Annotated in this window: 22 protein-coding genes; 15 read left to right on the forward strand and 7 right to left on the reverse strand. The window is 55.8% G+C overall.

Annotated elements, in window-relative coordinates; genetic code table 11:
* Positions 1–83: 83 nt before the first annotated feature.
* A complete protein-coding gene (locus tag VQ830_RS02090) occupies positions 84–1076 on the reverse strand; it encodes a peptidoglycan-binding domain-containing protein (protein ID WP_337266390.1) in 993 nt (330 codons plus the stop codon).
* Positions 1048–2592, reverse strand: a complete 1545-nt coding sequence (locus VQ830_RS02095; protein ID WP_337266391.1) for a sensor histidine kinase — start codon at positions 2590–2592, stop codon at positions 1048–1050. The genes VQ830_RS02090 and VQ830_RS02095 overlap by 29 nt, the downstream gene beginning before the upstream one ends.
* Before the next feature lie 436 nt (positions 2593–3028).
* Between VQ830_RS02095 and VQ830_RS02100 the strand changes: the two genes are divergently transcribed.
* Entirely contained in the window at positions 3029–3553 is a 525-nt protein-coding gene (locus VQ830_RS02100; protein WP_337266392.1) for a DUF5330 domain-containing protein, read from the forward strand.
* A 16-nt stretch (positions 3554–3569) separates the two neighbouring features.
* Here the strand turns inward: VQ830_RS02100 and VQ830_RS02105 are convergent, their stop codons facing one another.
* The 4 genes from VQ830_RS02105 to VQ830_RS02120 form a co-directional block, all read right to left on the reverse strand.
* On the reverse strand, positions 3570–4124 hold the full coding sequence (locus VQ830_RS02105; protein WP_337266393.1) for a DUF1254 domain-containing protein: 555 nt from the start codon (positions 4122–4124) through the stop codon (positions 3570–3572).
* Positions 4117–4704 carry a DUF1214 domain-containing protein gene (locus tag VQ830_RS02110; protein ID WP_337266394.1) on the reverse strand — a complete coding sequence of 196 codons (588 nt, stop codon included), beginning with the start codon at positions 4702–4704 and terminating at the stop codon, positions 4117–4119. Before VQ830_RS02110 ends, VQ830_RS02105 begins: the two co-directional genes overlap by 8 nt.
* A gap of 200 nt (positions 4705–4904) precedes the next feature.
* Positions 4905–5222: a hypothetical protein gene (locus VQ830_RS02115; RefSeq protein ID WP_337266395.1), complete on the reverse strand. Its 318-nt coding sequence runs from the start codon at positions 5220–5222 to the stop codon at positions 4905–4907.
* Between the two features lie 66 nt (positions 5223–5288).
* A complete protein-coding gene (locus tag VQ830_RS02120) occupies positions 5289–7427 on the reverse strand; it encodes a transglycosylase domain-containing protein (RefSeq protein ID WP_337266396.1) in 2139 nt (712 codons plus the stop codon).
* A 180-nt stretch (positions 7428–7607) separates the two neighbouring features.
* On the opposite strand from VQ830_RS02120, the gene VQ830_RS02125 reads away from it, so the two are divergent.
* Positions 7608–8087, forward strand: coding sequence for a YcgN family cysteine cluster protein (locus tag VQ830_RS02125; protein ID WP_337266397.1), 480 nt, complete (start codon positions 7608–7610; stop codon positions 8085–8087).
* A gap of 64 nt (positions 8088–8151) precedes the next feature.
* Here the strand turns inward: VQ830_RS02125 and VQ830_RS02130 are convergent, their stop codons facing one another.
* Positions 8152–8340: a hypothetical protein gene (locus VQ830_RS02130; RefSeq protein ID WP_337266398.1), complete on the reverse strand. Its 189-nt coding sequence runs from the start codon at positions 8338–8340 to the stop codon at positions 8152–8154.
* A 92-nt stretch (positions 8341–8432) separates the two neighbouring features.
* On the opposite strand from VQ830_RS02130, the gene VQ830_RS02135 reads away from it, so the two are divergent.
* The 13 genes from VQ830_RS02135 (at position 8433) to VQ830_RS02195 (ending at position 20796) form a co-directional block, all read left to right on the forward strand.
* Positions 8433–9128, forward strand: a complete 696-nt coding sequence (locus VQ830_RS02135) for a hypothetical protein (protein ID WP_337266399.1) — start codon at positions 8433–8435, stop codon at positions 9126–9128.
* A gap of 34 nt (positions 9129–9162) precedes the next feature.
* Entirely contained in the window at positions 9163–9477 is a 315-nt protein-coding gene (locus VQ830_RS02140) for a Dabb family protein (RefSeq protein ID WP_337266400.1), read from the forward strand.
* Between the two features lie 256 nt (positions 9478–9733).
* Positions 9734–9982 (forward strand): hypothetical protein, encoded by a 249-nt coding sequence (locus VQ830_RS02145; protein WP_337266401.1) that lies wholly within the window; start codon positions 9734–9736, stop codon positions 9980–9982.
* A 121-nt stretch (positions 9983–10103) separates the two neighbouring features.
* Entirely contained in the window at positions 10104–10775 is a 672-nt protein-coding gene (locus VQ830_RS02150; protein ID WP_337266402.1) for a response regulator transcription factor, read from the forward strand.
* Positions 10765–12168, forward strand: coding sequence for an ATP-binding protein (locus VQ830_RS02155; RefSeq protein WP_337266403.1), 1404 nt, complete (start codon positions 10765–10767; stop codon positions 12166–12168). Before VQ830_RS02150 ends, VQ830_RS02155 begins: the two co-directional genes overlap by 11 nt.
* A 114-nt stretch (positions 12169–12282) precedes the next feature.
* A complete protein-coding gene (locus VQ830_RS02160) occupies positions 12283–12699 on the forward strand; it encodes an RT0821/Lpp0805 family surface protein (RefSeq protein WP_337266404.1) in 417 nt (138 codons plus the stop codon).
* A 110-nt stretch (positions 12700–12809) separates the two neighbouring features.
* Entirely contained in the window at positions 12810–13940 is a 1131-nt protein-coding gene (gene ccmI / locus VQ830_RS02165; RefSeq protein WP_337266405.1) for a c-type cytochrome biogenesis protein CcmI, read from the forward strand.
* Entirely contained in the window at positions 13937–14389 is a 453-nt protein-coding gene (gene ccmE / locus VQ830_RS02170) for a cytochrome c maturation protein CcmE (protein ID WP_337266406.1), read from the forward strand. Before ccmI ends, ccmE begins: the two co-directional genes overlap by 4 nt.
* On the forward strand, positions 14386–16371 hold the full coding sequence (locus tag VQ830_RS02175; protein WP_337266407.1) for a heme lyase CcmF/NrfE family subunit: 1986 nt from the start codon (positions 14386–14388) through the stop codon (positions 16369–16371). Before ccmE ends, VQ830_RS02175 begins: the two co-directional genes overlap by 4 nt.
* Positions 16368–16862 (forward strand): cytochrome c-type biogenesis protein, encoded by a 495-nt coding sequence (locus tag VQ830_RS02180; protein ID WP_337266408.1) that lies wholly within the window; start codon positions 16368–16370, stop codon positions 16860–16862. The genes VQ830_RS02175 and VQ830_RS02180 overlap by 4 nt, the downstream gene beginning before the upstream one ends.
* Positions 16863–17009: 147 nt before the next feature.
* Positions 17010–18578, forward strand: a complete 1569-nt coding sequence (locus tag VQ830_RS02185; RefSeq protein ID WP_337266409.1) for a Do family serine endopeptidase — start codon at positions 17010–17012, stop codon at positions 18576–18578.
* 140 nt (positions 18579–18718) lie between these two features.
* Positions 18719–19396 carry a response regulator transcription factor gene (locus tag VQ830_RS02190; protein ID WP_438617150.1) on the forward strand — a complete coding sequence of 226 codons (678 nt, stop codon included), beginning with the start codon at positions 18719–18721 and terminating at the stop codon, positions 19394–19396.
* On the forward strand, positions 19393–20796 hold the full coding sequence (locus tag VQ830_RS02195; RefSeq protein ID WP_337266411.1) for a sensor histidine kinase: 1404 nt from the start codon (positions 19393–19395) through the stop codon (positions 20794–20796). The genes VQ830_RS02190 and VQ830_RS02195 overlap by 4 nt, the downstream gene beginning before the upstream one ends.
* Positions 20797–20859: the final 63 nt, after the last annotated feature.

Genomic DNA, 20859 nt, shown 5'->3' on the forward strand with positions numbered 1-20859 from the left:
TAGCGACGTGAGACTCATTTCTCCAGGCATGTGAAGACTTATTGTCGACTTTGGCGGGACAAATCCTTGTCGCGCCCCGATGCTCAGAGTGCTCCGATTTCCTTGAGCTTCTTTAGTACGGCTTCGCTCGGCTCACCCGTTGGCGGCAAGTTATAGTGCTTTTGGAAATGTTTGATTGCTTCGCGCGTGGTATCTCCCACCACGCCGTCCACACCCACATTGGCGTAGGCCATGTTCGCAAGGCCCTTTTGGATTTTTAGAACAAGATCCACGTTGCTGATCGTGGCACTTAGTTTCTTGTCGCTGCTGACCGCGACAGCAGGACGGGCTGCTGGCGGCGGCGGTGTGGCCGAGACCTTATGCGTAACAGACGATGGCTTCATCTGGCGCTCTGCATCGAGAATAGCCGCGGCCACCGGATCGGGTGCCGTCGACGAAGGCTGAATTTTCTCTGCTGGTCGTGGTGCAGGCAACGTCGATGCACCAATCGAGTCCGTTTTCAGAGCAGCCAAGACTTCGGGTGTCGCCTCGCCATCCTCGGCCATACCGACTGTCTGCTGGAAGAAAAGTATGGCAGCGCTGGTCCGTGGTCCGGTGACACCATCCGCAGTGCCGTTGTAAAGGCCGCGGCGGATCAACTCCTTCTGGATATCCATCACGAGTGGGCTAGGCGGGGAGGCTGCCGTGGCCGGCTGTGTGGGAACAGCATTGGTGGTGCGGGCGGCGTCTGCATCCGCCGTCTGCCGCTCAATGCGAAACGTTGTAACTTGGCCGGCCTCGTTCTGGCTGGTAACCGCCGAGCCGAAAATGCGCGGAGAGGCCGGATCGCGCGTGCGCAGGAATGGATGCGGATGAGCGCCCTGTTGGTACCAGAGCGCATTGGCCGCCACGAAACTGAAAATCACGACAAAAGCCAAGGTGCCGCCAGCGGTCGATGGGTAGCGCCCAGCGAGGGAGGCAAGTCCTCCAAGCCCGCGCATCCCAAGTCCCCCGATAGCACCTGCCGCCATTAGCGCGAGGCCCGGCTGCTGCCGCCCTCGCTTTGCCTTAGGCGATTTTCGCTTGCGCGACGCCATCCCTAAGTCCTTCCTCTGGCAATCCGGTCAATGCCGGCGTTGCTGCTTTAAGTCGAGGCGGAAACTCCACGCCGCCCGATTTGTCATCCACTGTCAGTGCGCCGGATCCGTCCGCAGGGAGCGAGATCGAGACGATCGTTCCCTGCTGTTCCCGGCTCGAAATCGCGAAATGGCCTCCATGGAGGTTTACGAGGCCCTTTACCAGACACAGGCCAAGGCCTGTTCCTTCATAGTGCCGTGTATAGCTATCCTCAACCTGCGTGAACGGTTGTCCCAGTTTTTCGAGCTGAGCCTCGGCAATGCCGATACCCGTGTCGCTGACACTGAGCAGGAATATGCCATCGCGCAAACTTGCATCGATGGTGATCACGCCGCCGGCCTCGGTAAACTTTACGGCGTTGCCGACGAGGTTAATCAGGATCTGCTGGATCGCCCGGCGGTCGGCTACGATTTCTCCGAGACCCTTCTGGAGGCGACTCGTCAGAACAAGCCCCTTCGTCTTTGCTTGAAACCCCAGCATGCCTTCGCAGGCACGGATAGGTTCGGCAGCTTCGAAAGGCTCCATGGTAAGCTCGTAGCGCCCGGCCTCGATCTTGCACATATCGAGCATTGTATTGACGACCGAGAGGAGGTGGCCACCAGACTCTTTGATAAGGCCGACATACTCGCGCTGCCGCTCGTTCTCGAATCGGCCGAAATATTCGCCGAGAAGGACGTCCGAAAAGCCGAGCACTGCGTTGAGAGGCGTGCGCAGCTCATGGCTGACCGCAGCAAGAAACCGCGACTTTGCTTCGTTGGCAGAGGCTGCCTCACGCACATGACGCTCTACATCAAGACGCAATTGTTTCTCGGCAGAGATGTCGCGTGCCTGCACGATGACATCGCTGAGCTCGCCATTGGAATCAGAACGCGCGGTCATATCCAGACGCAGCCACGCAAAACGTCCATTTTCCGCAATAAGCCCAGCTCTCTCAACCCGAAGTTCAACGTCAACGCGAGCCTCTCCCTGCCGCAACCGATCAAGCGACTGCAGGAAAATAACACGGTCATGAACATGCAATTGTTCGAAGAAACCTTTATCTGTCGGCGATTGCATCCAAGTGAGGTACTTGGACAGGTCTCGGCCGCCAGCAGACAAGACACTTCCTTGAGGATCCATGATCAGGATGATGTCCGGAAGAAGCGACATCGGAAGGTCGCCTGGCAGAGAATCGGAAGTCATTGGTGTGGTAACGGATCCGTGGCGCGACAGCGCGATGCTTCCAACGGCAGAGAAGAGAAATGCAGCTGCGACAGCGGCAACGCCCGCGGGGAGTGCAACGGCCGGGCTTGTCACGAAGGAAAGACCGATCGGAGCAGCAAGCAGTCCAACAGAGGAGATTGCAGCCAGGCGGCGTAAGATCGCAAGTTCGCGGTGACGCGCGGCATCTTCACCACCAATGCGGGAAAGCCATGCTGCCGCTGCTTTATCTATCAGGCCTGAAGCCTGCTTTTTTACGCTACTCAACACAATCACGCGGAACCTGCCTTGGAAGGCTGTAACTATGGCTCGACACTAGGACCGTGGGTTTAAGGAAAGGATAAGGATCGCCGACAAGATCCCGTCGGACGAGCAGAAAAGCCCCATTTTGGATCAAACGCGCGGTGCTTTCGAAAATAGGGTTAATGACGCGTAACTAGCGGATTTTCCTTAAATTTCGCCTTGGCGTTAACGGATGGGGCAAACAAGATCGGGCCAAAAGCCTGCAATAGCGCAGCTTCGATACTTGATCATCGTTAACGTGTGCCGCAATTTGCTGAAGACGCGGATGCCGTTGATCGCAGTCGATAAAATTTGAAGTAAATTTGACGAAAATATTGGTCTTTTCGGAAAACGGGTGTTGGTGAAATTACACTAGGGTAGGGCTTCTAAGTTAGCTCGTCGTCAGAGGCGATGGATCGGATAGCGAACGATGTGGTTTCTCATCAAGACATGCTTTTTCTTCGGCCTAGTGCTCTTGTTGTTGCCTTTCTTTGTCAGCGCTGGACCTGACGGCCGTGCTGCCACACCAGGTGTCCAGCTAACTGACGCTGTCAGCACCGTCAGCGGGCTCTATTCTTATGCGAGCGGTATGTGTGGCGAGAAGCCGGAATTGTGCGTGAAGGGTGGCACGCTTCTTTCCGCACTTGGAGCGCAAGCGCGCGAGGGTGCATTTATCGCATATCGCCTGCTTGATGAGCACTTTGGCTCAGCCAACCAAACGCAGCCTGCACTGGCACCAGTTGCTCGGCAAGTTGAGGTCGAAGCGCCGACCAAACTTGCCTTGGAAAAGCTTCAGCTTGTTTCGGCAGGAGCCGACAATACGCTTGATCGAAATGCCGCCTTGGGTCAGGCAATGCCGAACTTCCCCAAGCCCTATCGGCCTCCTGTTGATGACGAGATTTCCACCGCGACTACATCGACGATACCGTTGCCAATGCCGCGCCCGGTGCGCTGACAGTCCCGCTTGCCGCTCAATCCGCTCCGGTTTCAAACGGCTGGCAGCCTGCTCCCCTTAGAAATCGGTCGGCCGCGTCGTCGAAACTCGCTTGCGGAACCAATGTTCTAACGACCGCGTAGCCTTGATTCCTCGTGAGTTCTACGAGAACGCTTTGCTCTATGGCGGCCGGCAGCGATTTCCTCAAAGCGGTGAGTTCTATCGGCGTTCCCGCAACGACATCAAGGGCGCCGTTGACTGCCGTCCTGTCATTCATGCTGAACACCTCGTTGGAGGCTCTGTCAAAGATCGCGATTGACCAGAATGGTACGCCACCCTTCGCAGTGAAACGGATTGGTGCGTCCTCGACGTCAAAAGAGCAGACGGCTGTGCGGACAAAAGGATCGCTGACAGAAAGGCCGGCGCTGTCGATCTTTTCAGACAGCAAGTGAAAGCGTGCAGCCTCACCCTCACGCGAAACCTTTGTCCAGGCATCGCTCTCCGTAAAGTGTGGTAGAGATAATATGATGACGAGGTGGAGGATGAACGCTCCGACAACACCGGCGAAAAGGGCGGATAGGATCCTAAACATGGGAGCATCCGACTTTAGCAATCGAAGGCATCGAAAGATTGACGACGCCAGAGCTACCCGCCGTTGGCGTGTCGAACAAGGTCAGGACGAGTTGAAACCGTCCATTTCGTGGTATCGCAACCCAGTTCTCGGGCTGGGCCGTTGCTGATAAATGAATGGAGAAGCTGCCGTCAGCCTCCCGCAGAACGGTCCGCGAATTTAGAGCTGAAGGCAAATCCTGCGATACAGGTACAATATTGTCGAATGGATCGGTTACATAGAGCGACCAAAGACGTGCAGCCGGCGTTTGTCCAGTTAGCTTGTAATCGCAGGAAGCGTCCAAAGGCTGGTTGGTGCTATCGGTTTTTGCCGTAAAGCTCAGACCTTCAGCCGTTCCATAAAGCAGTTTACCGGCCCGCGCGCGATGAGACTTGGCATAGGGATCGGCATCGCCCGTTTGTAGCCGCGGAAAAGCCTCCCAAGGTCCGAGCTTGATGGCGCCGAACCCTGAAGTTGCATTCAGTGCATAGACGGAAATTGTAACACCTCCGCCGAATGCCACGATAAGCATGAGTGCGACGAAGAGCGGAAACCGAAACAACAATAAACTCCCGACTCGATTTGAAGCCAAGGGTTAGCATCGTTCTGTCGTTTGGGAAACCGCACGCCTCACGTCTCAGTTTTGATAAAATCAACGAAAGAGAGGCGTACTGCTAATCGATACATCTCCCGCAAATGATAGGAGAGATGAGATCCGGCCGAACGTGGGAGTCGCGCAAACCGGATCGATAATTCGTCAAGTTAGTGCGAGCGGCGCGCCTGAGCGAGCGAAATTACATATTCTTCGGCAGCATCTGCAAGGCACAAGGCAATTTCAGCCAGTGGCAGGCCGGACGAAGCCAGACGCTCAATCATTTCACGCATCGCGATTTCAACCTGCTCGCGGCAATCAGCCGAGTTGGCAGCCTGGGAGTTATCTGCAACGACTTCAAGCATAGTATTACCCCTTTTTTCCAAATATGGACCTTGCCATTGCTCGGCTAGCCATAGGTGTATTCCAAACACCCTGATAAACTCTAGATATTTAGACAACCCACCCAAAAATGGATGCTGTTCCATGACCAACATCGTAAATTTTTAGAAAAGATTATGCAACTGCCAGCAGGTGATTGCTTCACAACTACGTTAATTCGCACTAGCAAGCTTATCTAGTAGGATAGGAGAAGCAGTTTGTAAATTTTCATGCAGCTCTCTCAATAGCTTAACCGTTTCGGGAGCCAGCATTCGTGGTCTTAAAAACGGTACCGTGACTTCCTGTGGCTGTTGTTTTGTTGCAACTGCCTTTGGTTTTTCTGCAACCTTCGGATTCTCTACTCCAGGGATAGGTCGCAAGCTCACTCCCTGATGAGCAAAATCCATGAGTCGTTTGAACGTCATAGCGGGCAGAGAGCCACCGGTCATATTGGCCGTAGAGGTGTAATCATCATTCCCAAACCAGACGGCGCAGGTGTAATTGCCGGTGAAGCCGACGAACCATGCATCCCTATAGGCTTGCGTCGTGCCGGTTTTGCCTGCTGTCAAGATTCCATTATCCAGCGCTGCGCGCCGCGCCGTCCCGACATAAGGTACGCGCGAAAGCATCTGGTTCATGTAGGAGCCGGCCCGCTCCGAAAGCACGCGCTTTGCAGGAGGCTCGTCCCGATCGAAGTCGTAAAGAACCCTTCCATTGTAATCGAGGATTTGCTGGATGCCGTGGCGACGCGCCTGGTATCCGCCGGACGGAAAGACAGAATAGGCGGTCGCTTGGTCTAGCACCGTGACTTCGGAGGTCCCGATCGGAATTGTCACGTCTTTGCGGATTGGCGTTTCGACTCCAAGGTTCTTCGCCATCGCGCGGATCGGCTCGATACCGAGCTTCTCCTTAGCCAGTCTCACCGGGATGGTATTGATCGATTGCGCTATCGCCGTTGCGAGCGTTACGCGGCCCGCATAACGGTTTTCATAATTGTGCGGGCTCCAATTGCCCCAGGATATCGGAGCATCGACAATGGTCGTATCGGGCGTCATTCCCGCTTCCATCGCCGCGGCATAGGTATAAACCTTGAATGACGATCCAGGTTGCCGCAAAGCCTTCGTGGCGCGGTTGAACTGGCTTTCCCCATAGTCGCTTCCGCCGACCATGGCCCGAACAGCACCGCCATGTTCAATGAGAACCAAAGCACCCTGTTTTGCCTTGTAGCTTTCCCCATACTCTCGCAGCGATGTTTCGACCGAGTCATCGGCAGCTTTCTGCAGGGCAGTGTCGATTGTCGTTCTGACAATCAGAGAGTGGTCGGGAAAGCGGTTTGAAAGCCGCATAACCTCGTCATAGGCCCAATCGAGGAAGTAATCTGGCGACTCGATCTGCGCTCGGTCTACGACGGTGGCAGGATTGCGGCGTGCAGCAATCACCTGTCCTTCGCTCATCAAGCCGCTTTGAACGAGATTGGTCAGGACTTCGTTGGCGCGGCCGCGGGCTGCCGGCAAATTGACATGCGGTGCATATTTTGCTGGTGCCTTGAAGAGACCCGCTAGCATGGCGGCTTCGGCTAGATTGACGTCCTTGATGTCCTTGCCGAAGTAGAATTTTGCTGCAGCCGCTGCACCAAAGGTGCCGCCGCCCATGTAGGCTCGATCGAGATAGGTCGACAAGATCTCGCGTTTGGACATGTTGGCTTCCAGCCAAAGCGCGAGGAATGCCTCTGTAATCTTTCGGTCGATAGACCGTTCATTGCTGAGAAAGAGGTTTTTCGCGAGCTGCTGGGTCAGCGTGGAGCCGCCTTGCACAACTTCGCCCGCCCTTGCATTTTCGGCAAGCGCTCGCACGAGCCCAATGAAATCGATCCCGAAGTGATCGAAGAACCGGCGATCTTCCGTCGCGATGACGGCCTTGATGAGGTTGTCTGGCAACTCGTCGATGGGGACCGAGTTCTGGTGGATGACGCCGCGATGGCCAATGATATTGCCGTAGCGATCAAGAAAGGTGATCGCAAAATCACCTTTGTTCCGCCAGTCCTCTGTGGTCGCGTGAAAAGCGGGCTGTGCTAAGGTCAGCATGAGGACGGAGCCGAACGCGCCAAGCGTCATCGCTTCGCCGGCAAGTTCGAACACGGCACGCTTCCACCCACGGACGCGGAAGCGCCGGAAGAAGATCGTCAGATCTTCCCAGATTTCGCCAGCCCGGAAGCCTGTGTTCCACGCTGTCGAATCAATCCAGGCATCGATCTTGAGAAGGATATAGTTCTTTTTCCTGGGGTGCTTTTGTGGATTGTCCGGATCCGTCACGTCTTGTATTCCCGCCCAATCGGCACCAACTCGGATCATCCGAGCATATAAGCAGCGACTGATGAGCCGCACTGCTTTCAGTTAGCGCCAGCTTGGTGAATAATTAGTTGATTTTGCGACGATCGTACGTCCAAGAAGGGATTGAGCTGTATTTTTACAGCCTGTTGCGTGATGAAGACGATGGATAAGACGCCTTTCTGGAAAACGAAAACCCTGGCCGAGATGACGACGCAGGAATGGGAAAGCCTCTGCGACGGATGCGGGCTTTGCTGTCTCAACAAACTGGAGGAGTGGGACAGCGGAGATATCTACTTTACCTCGGTTGCCTGCAAGATGTTGGATCGGGAAAGCTGTCGCTGTTCTGACTACGCGCATCGCTGGGACTACGTGCCGGACTGCGTGCAGCTCACGAAGGAAACGGTATCCGATATTGCCTGGCTGCCACCAACCTGTGCTTATCGTCTGATTGACGAAGGCCACGATCTTTACTGGTGGCATCCTCTCGTATCGGGCGACGCTGAAACGGTCCACTCAGCAGGCATCTCGGCGCGTGGGCGCACAATAAGCGAAACCGAAATTGATGCAGACCAACTGGAAGATTATGTGGTCGACTGGCCCTTGACCGTCGGCGAAACCGCTTTGGCCAAACGCAAAGGTTGAAAAACCCCGCAAGGATGGCGCCTCTAGCCATCCTTTGTTCTTAACCGAAGAAAGCTTGAAAGGCCTAGCGTGACGTCGGCACTGATGCTGTCTGAGAACGAGACGGAATGACCGAGTCAGTGACCGGGCGAACTTGACGCCATTCGTTTTCGAGCTGGTCGATCACATGCTGAGGAATGATAGGCTGGTGCTTAATCTGCTTTTGCATCAGGATCTCCATGGTCGTCTCATACGACGATTGTTTGAGTGCCATGAGAAAAAAATCCTGTAAATATAGCGGTTTAAACTTTAAACGATTTAAGTAAATTTAATCGGTTAAGATGGTGCTGATATAAGAGGTAAGGGATGAGACGCTTGCCGCCTGATCGAAGGGTTTTCTTCGAGGCCATTGAAGCTACCCTGTTTCCATCCGGGCTTTCGACGGAAAGAAGAGAGGGCCTCAACGCTATTTTGGATGGCTGGCAGGATCGGTTTCCGAAAGGCGATCTGCGCTGGCTCGCATACATTCTTGCGACCGCCTATCATGAAACCGCCTTCACGATGCAGCCAGTACGCGAAACTCTTGCATCGTCCGATGAGGAAGCTGTCGCGCGTCTTGATCGGGCTTTCGCCAACGGGAAGCTCTCGTGGGTCAAGACTGTTTATTGGTCTCCCGATGAGGATGGCAAGACCTGGCTCGGCCGCGGTTTGGTGCAGCTTACCCATAAACGGAATTACGAAGAGATGAGCAGATTAACCGGTATCGATCTGACAGGCGATCCGTCACGAGCCATGGAGATGCCGGTTGCTGTGTCTATCTTGATCGACGGCATGATCGCAGGCAGTTTCACGAAACATCGGCTTTGCGATCACTTTAACGACCAAACCGAAGATTGGGTCAATGCGCGCCGTATCGTGAACGGCACCGATCGTGCCGAAAAGATAGCTGGTTACGCAAAGGTCTTCTTGTCCGCGCTCGAAGCTCGACCGGCCGCCGGTGGCCGGTTGAAGCGGTTTTTCCGGCGTGCTATCGCGCCATTCATCGACAAAAAGCAGCGCTGAACTCAGCGGCTTCTCAATTGCTGGAGTAATGCAGGTGATCCGCCATATCGTCTTCTTCACCGCCAAACCCGAGAATGTTGAAGCCGTCCGGGCAGGACTTTCGGTCTTGACGACAATTCCGCATGCCAGATGTCTTGAAATCGGCACCAATGTGAAAACCGATCAATTGGGCACGGACATTGATATCGTCGTCTATGGCGAGTTCGATGATGAGGCCGCACTGTCCGCCTATAAGAATCATCCGACATATCAAGCCTCGATCAATCGCGTCCGGCCACTTCGTGAGACACGTATTGCCGCCGATTACGATGTCTCCAAGGCCGTGCGTCATTCGCTGGTTGAGATCTGACCCAGGCATCGTGTGAAAAGTTTTTTGCACCGGCCGAATCAGAGCGACTTTGTAATGGCTATCGAGCCGCAATGTCGGGGTAGCCTGCTCGCTAAGGACGTCTGGCAATGATCCCGGCCAATGGATGCGTTCAGCCGCTGACTGTGCAATGTGTCTCGTCGCCAGGTTATGCCTGTGTTGCAAGGCATTCATTTGCCATTCAGCCTGTTCTCAGTACATAGTCGAACATAAATTCGAACTATGGAAAGCATCGCAAATGGCTTCTCTCATGAGTGTCGCTGCGCTGGCTGTCGGGTTGACGACAGGTGTCGCACCGCAGGACCAGGGACACGTTTTTGCAGTGCAGATTTCAAACGATTGTAGCGATGCCGCCGATAAGGTGGTTGAAAAGACAGGTGGTCAACTTTTGTCCGTTCAACCTTCCGGCGACAGCTGCATCATCACCGTTATTGTGCAGGGGCAGGGCCAGCGTCCGCGCAAGATCACCGTCAAAGTCCCAATGTGATTTTCTCTCTTTCGGTCAGCGAATGTCGAAAGCACTGTGTTTGCGGTTTGCTGATCAAGTAAAACGCCTTATATCCGGCGCGGGCCTGACCAGCGGCCGAAAAAGCGGAGTGAACTGAAGAATGCGCATTCTGGTTGTCGAGGACGATGTCAATCTCAATCGCCAATTGGCAGATACGTTGAAAGAGGCAGGGTATGTCGTCGACCAGGCTTTCGATGGCGAAGAAGGACATTTTCTGGGCGACACCGAACCCTATGATGCGATTGTCCTGGATATCGGGTTGCCACAAATCGACGGCATTACCGTGCTGGAAAAGTGGCGCGCTGCCGGTCGCGGGATGCCGGTGATTATCCTCACGGCACGTGATCGTTGGAGCGACAAGGTCGCCGGCATCGATGCAGGCGCAGATGATTATGTTACAAAGCCGTTCCACGTCGAAGAAGTCTTGGCACGCATCCGCGCCCTCATTCGCCGCGCTGCCGGCCACTCCTCGTCCGAACTCGTCTGCGGGCCTGTAAGGCTCGACACCAAGGCATCGAAGGTGACGGTGAACGGCACGCCGCTCAAGCTCACGTCGCACGAATATCGGTTGCTGGCTTATCTCGTTCATCACATGGGCGAGGTTGTCTCGCGGACCGAACTTGTCGAACATCTTTACGATCAGGATTTCGATCGCGATTCCAATACGATCGAGGTTTTCGTCGGTCGTCTTCGTAAAAAGATGGGTGTCGATTTGATTGAAACGGTGCGCGGCCTCGGTTACCGCATCCAAGCGCCGACCGATGCGCATTAAGTCGCTCACCGCGCGCGTTCTGCTGCTGACCACCGTGTGGTCGACAGTGGCGCTCGTGGTTATCGGGCTCTTGATATCAGCGCTCTATCGGCGCAGCGCCGAGCGCGGCTTTCAGGACCTGCTGCGCGCGCAGCTCGCCAATGTTATCAATTCCGTGACTATTGGCGATCAAGGCGCTTTGACGGGAAGTCCGCAGCTTGGCGATCTGCGCTTCGCGCAGCCGCGCAGCGGCTGGTATTGGGTGGTAGAGCCGCTTGGAACCTACACAGCCGCGCCTCTGGTATCGCCGTCTTTGGGCTCCTCGACGATCCCGGTTCCATCCATAGTGGAAGTTCCCTTCGACAAGAATTACGAGCGATATTATCAAGTCAAAGATGCTGCTGGGAACACCATTCAGGTGGCCGAGACAGAGTTCGTTCTCGACACGGATGGACGAGCGGCGCGTTTTCGCGTGACGGGAAATACTGCTGTCGTTGAAGATGATGTGCGCAATTTCGCCCATAGTCTTTACCTGTCCCTAGCGACCTTTGGTTTCGGCAGTCTTGTCGTCAACGCGCTTGCAACGCTCTACGGCTTGAAGCCGCTCGACAAAGCGCGCGCGGCGCTAGGGCGCATTCGCACCGGCGAAAGCGACGAGCTGAAAGGCGACTTTCCGCGAGAAATCCTACCGCTTGCCAATGAAGTGAACGCGCTAATCGAGAGCAACAGGCGTATCGTCGAGCGTGCCCGCATGCAGGTCGGCAATCTTGCTCATTCGCTGAAAACCCCCATTGCTGTCCTCTTGAATGAGGCGCGGGTTCTCGAGCCCTTGCATGGCGAAATCGTGCGACATCAGGCAGAGGCGATGCAGAGCCAGGTTCAATCTTATCTTAACCGCGCGCGCATCGCCGCGCAGCGCGAATCGGTTCTGGCGCGCACCGAAGCTGAGCCGACGCTTGAGAGACTGATCCGCGTCTTGCGCCGGCTGAATGTCGAAACGACCTTCGAGCTGAGTGTCATTCCACCTGGCCTTGCTTTGGCGATGGAGCAGCAGGACTTGGAGGAGACGGTCGGTAATCTCCTTGAAAATGCGGCCCGCTTTGCCAGTACAAAAGTCCTTCTAACAGCGCGTGAAGCGGCCGATGACGTTAAAGGTGCTGAAACAAGTCATCGCCGGCAATGGGTGGAATTGGTGGTTGAGGACGATGGTCCAGGCCTTGAGCCCGATCAGATTCAAGAGGCGTTGAAGCGTGGACGAAGATTGGATGAAAGCAAACCTGGAACCGGCCTTGGTTTGTCGATCGTGACGGAAATATCCGGCGAGTATCAGGGGCGTCTGGAAATGTCGCGCAGCGAGCTCGGCGGCCTCAAGGCAAAGCTTATTTTGCCTGGCGTTGCGAAGGATGTTGCCTAAGCAAGTGCTTGATGTCACAACAAATCGCGACATTTGTGTGTGCGGCTGAAAGTTGCGGCGCCCAAGATATTTTTGTAGCGATGGTGGATGGGAACGGAATTGTGGTGCGGCGGAATGACTAAGCGTTCGACACGCCTTTTGATCGCGGTGGCTGGATGTGGGCTTGTCTTGTCCGGCTGTCAGACAATGAAGGCCGGCAAAAGCTTGCTCCCAGGACAAACCGCAAGCTCCGCTTCAGTTCTTGCAGCTTTGGATGGTGGGCTTGTCGCACACGCCGGGGTGGAGTTGAGTAAAAACGACAAGCAACGGGCACTTGAGGCTGAATATCGAGCGCTTGAAGCCGGTGACGTTGGCCAAAGCGTTCCTTGGAAGGGCGATGATGCCAGTGGCAGCGTTATCGCCGCAGCCCCCTATCAAGTGGGATCGCAAAATTGCCGCCAATACACCCACAAGATCACCGCAGATGGCAAGGACACGGAGGCGAAGGGGGTCGCCTGCCGAAACCAGGATGGCACCTGGTCGCCGATCTGATCTCACAGAGCGCAGAGGCTTGAATGGCCCTTCGTAGCAAATCGCCACAATTCACCGTGAGCTGCGTCTTCACAGTTGGAATAACGCGCAGCTTCAAGTAATTGACGCTCATGATATTCTGGATTCTGGTTGCGGTCATGACTGCCGCGGCGGCGGCCGCCTTGCTCCATCCTCTTTTGCGTCGAGCAACAGGGAGAGCGGACCTATATGCTGAAAGCCAGACCGAAGTTTACCGCGACCAGCTTCGCGAGCTTGAGCGGGATCTGACCAACAAGCTGATTTCGCCAGCCGAAGCAGAAAATGCCCGCGCCGAAATCGGCCGCCGGCTTTTGTCGGCGGCGCGGGACGTGCACCGCGAGGTTCGGTTGGGCGTTGGCGGCCACCGCTTCATTCAGATGTTCATCATCATTCTGCTGCCTCTTGTCAGCCTCTGTCTTTATCTCGATAGCGGAAGGCCCGATCTTCCCGCTCAGCCTCTTGCCGCAAGGCTACAAAATTCAGGCGAGGACATGGCAATCCTGCTGCTCCAGATGGAGCGGCATCTGGTATCCAATCCAGAAGATGGGAAGGGATGGGACCTTCTTGCTCCCATTTATCTCAACAGCGGGCGCGTGGACGATGCTCAAAAGGCATACCGGAATGCCATCCGCCTTCTGGAGCCAACGCCATCAAGACTTGACGGCCTTGCCGAGGCCTTGATGGCAGGTGCGGATGGAATGGTGACACCGGAGGTAAGGCAGATCTTAGCTCAGTCGCTGGTGCTTGAGCCCAATAATCCGCGAGCTCGTTTTTATCTTGCGCTTGGTCTCGAACAGGATGGTAAAGCAGTGGATGCGCGTGCTGCGTTTGAAGCCTTGCAAAAAGACTCGCCCGCCAATGCTCCGTGGCAGGCCTTGGTCGCCGAACATATTGCCAAGAACGGCGGCAAAGACGAAAACCAAAGTACACCAGTCCCCAGCGCAAGCGATATCGCGGCGGCTGACACAATGACGCCAGCAGCGCGTCAGGACATGATCCGCGGGATGGTGGATCGATTGGATGCAAAACTGCGTAAGAATCCTTCTGACTTCGACGGTTGGATGAAGCTCATTCGGTCCTATTCGGTTTTGAACGACAAGCAGGCCGCTCGAGACGCGTTGAAAAGGGCGATAGCCGCGTTCCCGGCAAATGGTAATGAAGGCAAGCAACTTCTTGCACTCGCAGAAAGTCTTGGCGTCGACATGAGGGGAATTGCCGAGTGAACCGGAAACAGAAGCGGCTTGCTGTGATCGCGGGTGGCGTCGCCTTTATTGCTCTCGCTGTTCTGCTTGTGCTTTTCGCTTTTTCGCGATCGGTGGCCTATTTTTATATGCCGGGAGATCTCGTCAACAATCCCCTACCGCCAGGAACGCGTATTCGCCTTGGCGGTCTGGTTGCCGTTGGAAGTGTCGAACGTGGGACTGGCTCTACCGTCAGATTTGCCGTTACCGACAACAGCGGAGATATCGTTCCCGTCCGCTTTACGGGTATCCTGCCGGATCTCTTTCGCGAAGGACAGGGGATCGTTGCCGAGGGGCGCTTCGAATCCGGAACGGATGTCTTCACAGCCGATACGGTCTTGGCCAAACACGATGAGAGATATATGCCCAAGGAAGTGGCGGATCGGCTGAAGGCCGAAGGCCGCTGGAAAGAGGGGGAGGGAGCGAAGTGATCATAGAACTCGGTCATTACGCGCTGGTCTTGTCGCTTGCCGTCGCGTTGGTCGTTTCCGTCGTTCCTGTCATTGGCGCAAAGCGAGCGGATGTCGCTCTCATGGATGTCGCCACGTCCGGCTCTTTTGCCTTGTTTCTCTTGGTCGTCTTCTCTTTCGCCGTGCTTACCTATGCGCATGTTACCTCCGATTTTTCAGTGGCAAATGTATGGGAAAACTCGCATTCGCTGGTGCCGATGATCTACAAGGTCTCCGGCGTCTGGGGCAGTCACGAAGGCTCGATGATGCTGTGGCTGCTGATCCTGGCGCTATTTAGCGCCCTGGTCGCCTTGTTCGGCCGAAATATTCCGTCGCAGTTGAAGGCAACGGTTCTGTCGGTGCAATCGTGGATCTCGACAGCCTTCCTTTTGTTTATTCTTCTGACATCAAATCCATTTCAGCGGCTATGGCCTGCGCCTGCCGAAGGACGAGATCTAAATCCTGTGCTGCAGGATATCGGTCTCGCCATCCACCCACCGCTCCTGTACCTCGGCTATGTGGGCTTTTCTGTTTGTTTCTCCTTTGCCGTGGCCGCCTTGATCGAAGGGCGCATTGATGCCGCGTGGGCACGGTGGGTTCGCCCCTGGACGCTTGCGGCCTGGACATTTCTCACCCTGGGCATCGCAATGGGCTCCTATTGGGCTTATTACGAGCTGGGCTGGGGCGGCTGGTGGTTCTGGGATCCCGTTGAAAATGCCTCGTTCATGCCCTGGCTGGCTGGCACGGCACTCTTGCATTCGGCACTTGTGATGGAAAAGCGCGATGCGTTGAAGATCTGGACGGTGCTGCTGGCCATCCTGACATTTTCCCTGTCGCTTCTTGGCACGTTCCTAGTCCGCTCCGGCGTCCTGACCTCAGTCCACGCCTTCGCGACAGATCCCACGCGCGGTGTCTTCATCCTCGTAATCCTCCTTCTTTTTATTGGCGGTGCATTGGCGCTTTTTGCCCTGCGCGCGCCAATCTTGTCCTCCGGAGGTCTGTTCGCGCCGATTTCACGTGAAGGGTCTCTCGTTCTCAACAATCTGTTCCTTACAGTTGCCTGCGGGACGGTCTTGATTGGAACGCTCTATCCGCTGCTGCTTGAAACATTGACAGGCGAGAAAATCTCCGTCGGACCGCCATTTTTCAATCTGACCTTCGGCTTTCTCATTGCGCCGCTTTTGCTCATCGTGCCTTTCGGTCCCTTTCTTGCCTGGAAGCGGGGCGATTTCCTCGCTGCTTGTCAGAGACTTTATGTTGCTGCTGGTTTAGCGTTTCTCTGCGGCCTGGTCTTCTTCTACATGCAGCATGGTGGCCCTGTTCTGGCGGCCTTCGGCCTTGCCGCTGCTCTTTTTCTGATTTTTGGGGCCATTGCCGATTTGGTTTGGCGAGCCGGCATCGGCAAAGTCGCGCCACAGATCGCCTGGAAGCGTCTTAAAGGATTGCCTCGGTCGGCTTTCGGAACGGCTCTAGCCCATGCCGGGCTTGGTATCAGCGTCCTCGGCATTGTTGTGGTGACGACCCTTCAGACCGAACATATCCTGACGATGAAGCCGCAGGAAAGCGTCGATGCGGGCGGTTATACGTTGACTTTCGACGGTATGCGCACGGGCAGGGGACCAAACTATAGCGAGGACCGCGGTCACTTCACCATTCGTCGCGGCGGCGCGGTCGTTGCCGATACCTATTCTTCGCGCAGGCTCTATACCGCTCGTCAAATGCCGACGACAGAGGCCGGCATCGTCACCTTCGGCCTCAGCCAACTTTACGTATCGCTCGGTGACGCCACAGATGGTGGTACAGTCGTGCGGATATGGTGGAAGCCGTTTATTCTATGTATTTGGGGGGGCGCTCTCGTCATGGCGCTTGGCGGTATTGTTTCGCTCAGCGACAGACGCTTGCGGGTCGGCGCACCGGCCCGACGGACGCGAATTGTAACTGCGGTCCCGGAACCAGCCGAATGACAAGAATATTTGTCCGGGCGAACGAGGCTCTTCGGCTTTCTTTGATCGCTGCCGTGATCGCGGTCGTTCTTCATCCCGTCGGCGCTTTTGCCGTCAATCCGAGCGAGATGTTGCCTGATCCGGCTCAAGAAGCGCGGGCGCGCGCCTTATCTGCAGAGCTTCGGTGTATGGTCTGCCAAAACCAATCGATCGACGATTCCAATGCAGATCTTGCGCGTGATCTTCGTCTTCTCGTTCGCCGTCGTATCGAAGCCGGCGATACCGATCAGGCTGTCTTGAATTACATCGTCTCGCGCTACGGAGAGTTCGTTCTCCTCAAGCCCCGTTTCGAGGCAAAGACCATTCTTTTGTGGGGCGCGCCCGGCATCCTGACGATCGCCGGCGTCGCCGCCATTTTAACCTCTTTGCGCCGCCGCCAGGCCCGCTATGAGGCGGAGCCGCTCACAGATGATGAAAAGCGGCACATGGACGAGCTTTTGAAAGATATCTGAAGCCATCGGCTTCAGCGATTGAATATCAGAGATTACAAATTTTTCATGGGGCGTACAGTTCGCTGTAAGGTCTTCGTCCCTATATCTCTATCTATCGCGGCGGCAGACATGCGCTGGCCGGTAGTGAATTCAACGAGAAGGTGCCTAATGCTAATGAAGATCAAAGCTCCATCCCTGTCGGCCACGCTCAAAGCTTCGACCGTTGCAGGTCTTGCGGCTGCTGTTCTCGCGACCGGTGTTCCATATGAAGTCACTCGTTCCTACGCCGAACCCGTCAAGGTCCAGGCCCCGAACATGCCGAGCTTCTCGGGCGTTGTTGACGCGGTTTCTCCAGCGGTCGTCTCTGTCCGCGTTGAAAGCCGGATCAACCCGGCGGCCGATAACGACAGCGGATTTTCGTTCGATTTCAATGGCCGCGGTTTTGAGGATCTTCCCGATGACCACCCGCTCAAGCGCTTCTTCCGCCAATTCGGCCAGGGCCAGGGCCAGGGTCCTGAGCGCAACGGTCCCGAGCGCCACGGCGATGCGCAGAAGGATGGCAAAGGTCGCCTTCGTCCAGTCGCGCAGGGGTCCGGATTCTTTATTTCCGAAGATGGCTACATTGTCACCAACAACCACGTCGTCGATGACGGCGCAGCTTTCGTCGTCGTGATGAACGACGGCACCGAACTCGATGCCAAGCTGATCGGCAAGGATCCGCGGACCGATTTGGCTGTGCTGAAGGTTGATGGCAAGGGCCGCAAGTTCACCTACGTCACATGGGCGGACAGTGATAAGGCGAAAGTTGGCGATTGGGTCGTAGCTGTCGGCAACCCCTTCGGCCTCGGCGGAACTGTCACTGCCGGTATCGTTTCGGCCCGTGGTCGCGATATCGGATCTGGTCCATATGATGACTATATCCAGGTTGACGCACCAGTGAATCGCGGTAACTCAGGCGGCCCAACATTCAACCTGAACGGTGAAGTTGTCGGGATCAACACCGCAATCTTCTCGCCGACTGGCGGTAGCGTCGGTATCGCATTTGCAATCCCCGCTTCCACGGCGAAGGATGTCGTTGCCGACCTGATGAAGGATGGCAAGGTTTCGCGCGGCTATCTTGGTGTCCAGATCCAGCCCGTCAGCAAGGATATCGCCGACTCGCTCGGTCTTTCGGAGCCGCATGGAGCACTCGTCGTTTCCGCCCAGGATGGTACGCCAGGCCAGAAAGCCGGCCTGAAGGCGGGCGATGTCGTCACGGCCTTGAACGGCGAGCCTGTCAAGGATGCACGCGAGCTCAGCCGTCGTATCGGCTCGATGCAGCCAGGCAGCAAGGTCGATCTTTCGGTCTGGCGTTCCGGCAAGGCCCAGTCGATTAGCGTTGAACTTGGAACACTTCCGGCAGAGCAGCAGAGCGCAAGCAATGATCAGGGTGATTCCGATCAAGGCCAAGCTCCGGCAACAGACAAGGCTTTGGCTGCCCTTGGCCTTAGTGTAGCGCCGGCTGACGATGGGAAGGGCCTGCAGATCACCGATATCGACCCTAACTCGGATGCCGCTGACAAAGGCATCAAGGCGGGCGAGACGATTACCTCGGTCAACAACCAGGAAGTCAAAAAGCCCGAAGATATCGTGCGACTTGTCAATCAGGCCAAGAAGGACGGTCGAACAAGGGCTCTCTTCCAGATCCAATCGAAGGAAGGCAGCCGTTTTGTAGCGCTTCCTATCGATCAGGGTTGATCGATACACATGAACCGGACCGCGCGGATCGCGCGGTCCATTGATCTTCTGGTTTGATAGAGGGTGTCGCCATGACGTCCGTGCAGCAAGATTTTGGATCGAGCCTTGCCGAAACTCATGTGGTAGGTAATGTCGCTCGCATGAAGATTCTCATTATAGAAGACGATCTCGAGGCTGCGGCTTATCTTTCCAAAGCTTTTCGGGAAGCGGGAATAGTGGCTGATCATGCCGGCGACGGGGAAAGCGGTCTCTTCATGGGCACCGAAAATTCTTACGACGTCATGGTCATTGACCGTATGCTGCCGCGGCGAGACGGCATCTCTGTCATCAGCGAGCTTCGTCGTAAAGGCGTTCATACGCCCGTCCTTATTCTCTCCGCACTTGGCCAGGTCGATGATCGTGTTGCTGGTCTGCGCGCTGGCGGGGACGACTATCTGCCGAAGCCCTACGCTTTCAGTGAGCTTCTTGCCCGTGTAGAAGTGCTGGGTCGACGCAAAGGCACGCCGGATCAGGATGTTGTTTATCGGGTGGGCGATCTCGAGCTTGATCGGCTCTCCCATGAGGTACGGCGCGGCGGAAAGGAAATTCCGCTTCAGCCGCGTGAGTTCCGGCTCTTGGAATATCTCATGAAAAATGCCGGTCAGGTTGTCACGCGGACTATGCTGCTTGAAAACGTCTGGGATTATCACTTCGATCCTCAGACAAACGTCATCGACGTGCATGTTTCGCGCCTTCGCTCCAAGATTGAGAAAGACTTCAATCAGCCTCTTCTGAAGACAATCCGCGGCGCCGGATACATGATCAAGGACGATGGATGAGTCGCTTCTGGCTTCTCTTTAAGTCCACGGCTGTCAGGCTTTCTGCTCTTTACATCATTCTCTTCGCCCTGTGCGCCGCCACGCTTGTGTTCTACGTGACGGCGATGTCGGAAAACCTGCTGACCAGCCAGATTAGAACGGCGGTCCGGCAAGAGGTTGAGCAAGTCCAGCGTGCTTACGATGCCGGCGGCATGAACCTTTTGCTGCGCGTAATGGAGCGGCGAGCGCGCCAGCCGGGCGCCAATCTTTACATCATCGCCGGTCCTTCCGGTGATATTTTGGCCGGCAACGTCGCATCGGTCGAACCCGGCGTTTTCCTGCAGTCGGGCTGGACGGAAACACCGTTCCGCTATCAGCGCTATGCCGAAAATGCCGTTAGCAGAAACCATATGGCGCTGGCAGAGATCTTCATTCTCGATAACGGCATGCGCGTGCTGATTGGCCGCGACCTCGGCGAGCCGGAGGCATTCCGTGTCCTCGTACGGCAGGCTTTGATGATCGCGCTTGCGATCATGGGTCTTGGAGCCATCATTATTTGGTTTGGGATTGGCCGCAATGCTCTGAAGCGCATCGATCGCGTCTCGGCTGCCAGCAAGAAGATCATGGCGGGCGACCTTTCGCAGCGCTTGCCCGTTAGCGGCTCCGGCGACGAATTCGACCGCCTTTCTGTTTCTTTGAATGCGATGCTGGAGCGGATCGAAAAATTGAACGAGGGACTGCGCCAGGTCTCGGATAATATCGCGCATGACCTCAAAACGCCGCTCACGCGTCTTCGGAACAAAGCGGTGGACGCTCTCGATCGCCAGGACGAAGACCTGCGTCATAGCGCACTCGAAGGGATCATTGCCGAGTCCGATCAACTGATCAGAACGTTCAACGCTTTGCTGATGATTTCGCGCGTCGAGGCAGGATCGGTTGCTGCGGAAATGTCGAGCGTGGAGTTATCGTCGATCGTGACCGACAGCGCCGAGCTTTACGAGCCTGTCGCGGAAGAGGCTGGCCTCAGCCTATCGGCGGAAATCGAGCCTGAGATCACAATCGAAGGCAATCGCGAATTGATCGGGCAGGCCATCTTCAATTTAATCGACAACGCGATCAAATACTCCGCCGATCAAGGCGGGGCCATCATTCTTAAGTTGCATCGACGTGACAAACACATTTGTCTTTCTGTCGCTGACCATGGTCCTGGCATTCCGGAAGACAGACGTGCGGATGTGGTAAAGCGGTTCGTTCGTCTAGACGAAAGTCGTTCAAAGCCCGGTACGGGTCTCGGCCTTTCGTTGGTTGAGGCGGTGATGGAACTTCATCATGGAAGTCTGGAGCTATCGGATACAAAACCGGATGCGCAAGATGCGCGCGGCCTGACTGTCACTCTTCTGTTCAACGCTTCCGAGGCTTAAGCGAGCTAGGCTGAACCCTTGAATGTATGCTTCAGAGCAGCCCGAAATCGATTCCGATCGCTG

It is taken from the genome of Oryzifoliimicrobium ureilyticum, assembly GCF_037199735.1.
GTDB classification, from domain to species: Bacteria; Pseudomonadota; Alphaproteobacteria; order Rhizobiales; family Rhizobiaceae; genus Rhizobium; species Rhizobium ureilyticus.

Coding starts and splice junctions, on each gene's coding strand:
- VQ830_RS02125 (WP_337266397.1), top strand. CDS start 7,608: ATGGATAAGACGCCTTTCTGGAAAACGAAAACCCTGGCCGAGATGACG.
- VQ830_RS02160 (WP_337266404.1), top strand. CDS start 12,283: ATGACTAAGCGTTCGACACGCCTTTTGATCGCGGTGGCTGGATGTGGG.
- VQ830_RS02100 (WP_337266392.1), top strand. CDS start 3,029: ATGTGGTTTCTCATCAAGACATGCTTTTTCTTCGGCCTAGTGCTCTTG.
- VQ830_RS02145 (WP_337266401.1), top strand. CDS start 9,734: ATGGCTTCTCTCATGAGTGTCGCTGCGCTGGCTGTCGGGTTGACGACA.
- VQ830_RS02090 (WP_337266390.1), bottom strand. CDS start 1,076: ATGGCGTCGCGCAAGCGAAAATCGCCTAAGGCAAAGCGAGGGCGGCAG.
- VQ830_RS02115 (WP_337266395.1), bottom strand. CDS start 5,222: ATGGAACAGCATCCATTTTTGGGTGGGTTGTCTAAATATCTAGAGTTT.
- VQ830_RS02190 (WP_438617150.1), top strand. CDS start 18,719: ATGAAGATTCTCATTATAGAAGACGATCTCGAGGCTGCGGCTTATCTT.
- VQ830_RS02105 (WP_337266393.1), bottom strand. CDS start 4,124: ATGTTTAGGATCCTATCCGCCCTTTTCGCCGGTGTTGTCGGAGCGTTC.
- VQ830_RS02195 (WP_337266411.1), top strand. CDS start 19,393: ATGAGTCGCTTCTGGCTTCTCTTTAAGTCCACGGCTGTCAGGCTTTCT.
- VQ830_RS02180 (WP_337266408.1), top strand. CDS start 16,368: ATGACAAGAATATTTGTCCGGGCGAACGAGGCTCTTCGGCTTTCTTTG.
- ccmI (WP_337266405.1), top strand. CDS start 12,810: ATGATATTCTGGATTCTGGTTGCGGTCATGACTGCCGCGGCGGCGGCC.
- VQ830_RS02130 (WP_337266398.1), bottom strand. CDS start 8,340: ATGGCACTCAAACAATCGTCGTATGAGACGACCATGGAGATCCTGATG.
- VQ830_RS02185 (WP_337266409.1), top strand. CDS start 17,010: ATGCTAATGAAGATCAAAGCTCCATCCCTGTCGGCCACGCTCAAAGCT.
- VQ830_RS02155 (WP_337266403.1), top strand. CDS start 10,765: ATGCGCATTAAGTCGCTCACCGCGCGCGTTCTGCTGCTGACCACCGTG.
- VQ830_RS02135 (WP_337266399.1), top strand. CDS start 8,433: ATGAGACGCTTGCCGCCTGATCGAAGGGTTTTCTTCGAGGCCATTGAA.
- VQ830_RS02150 (WP_337266402.1), top strand. CDS start 10,104: ATGCGCATTCTGGTTGTCGAGGACGATGTCAATCTCAATCGCCAATTG.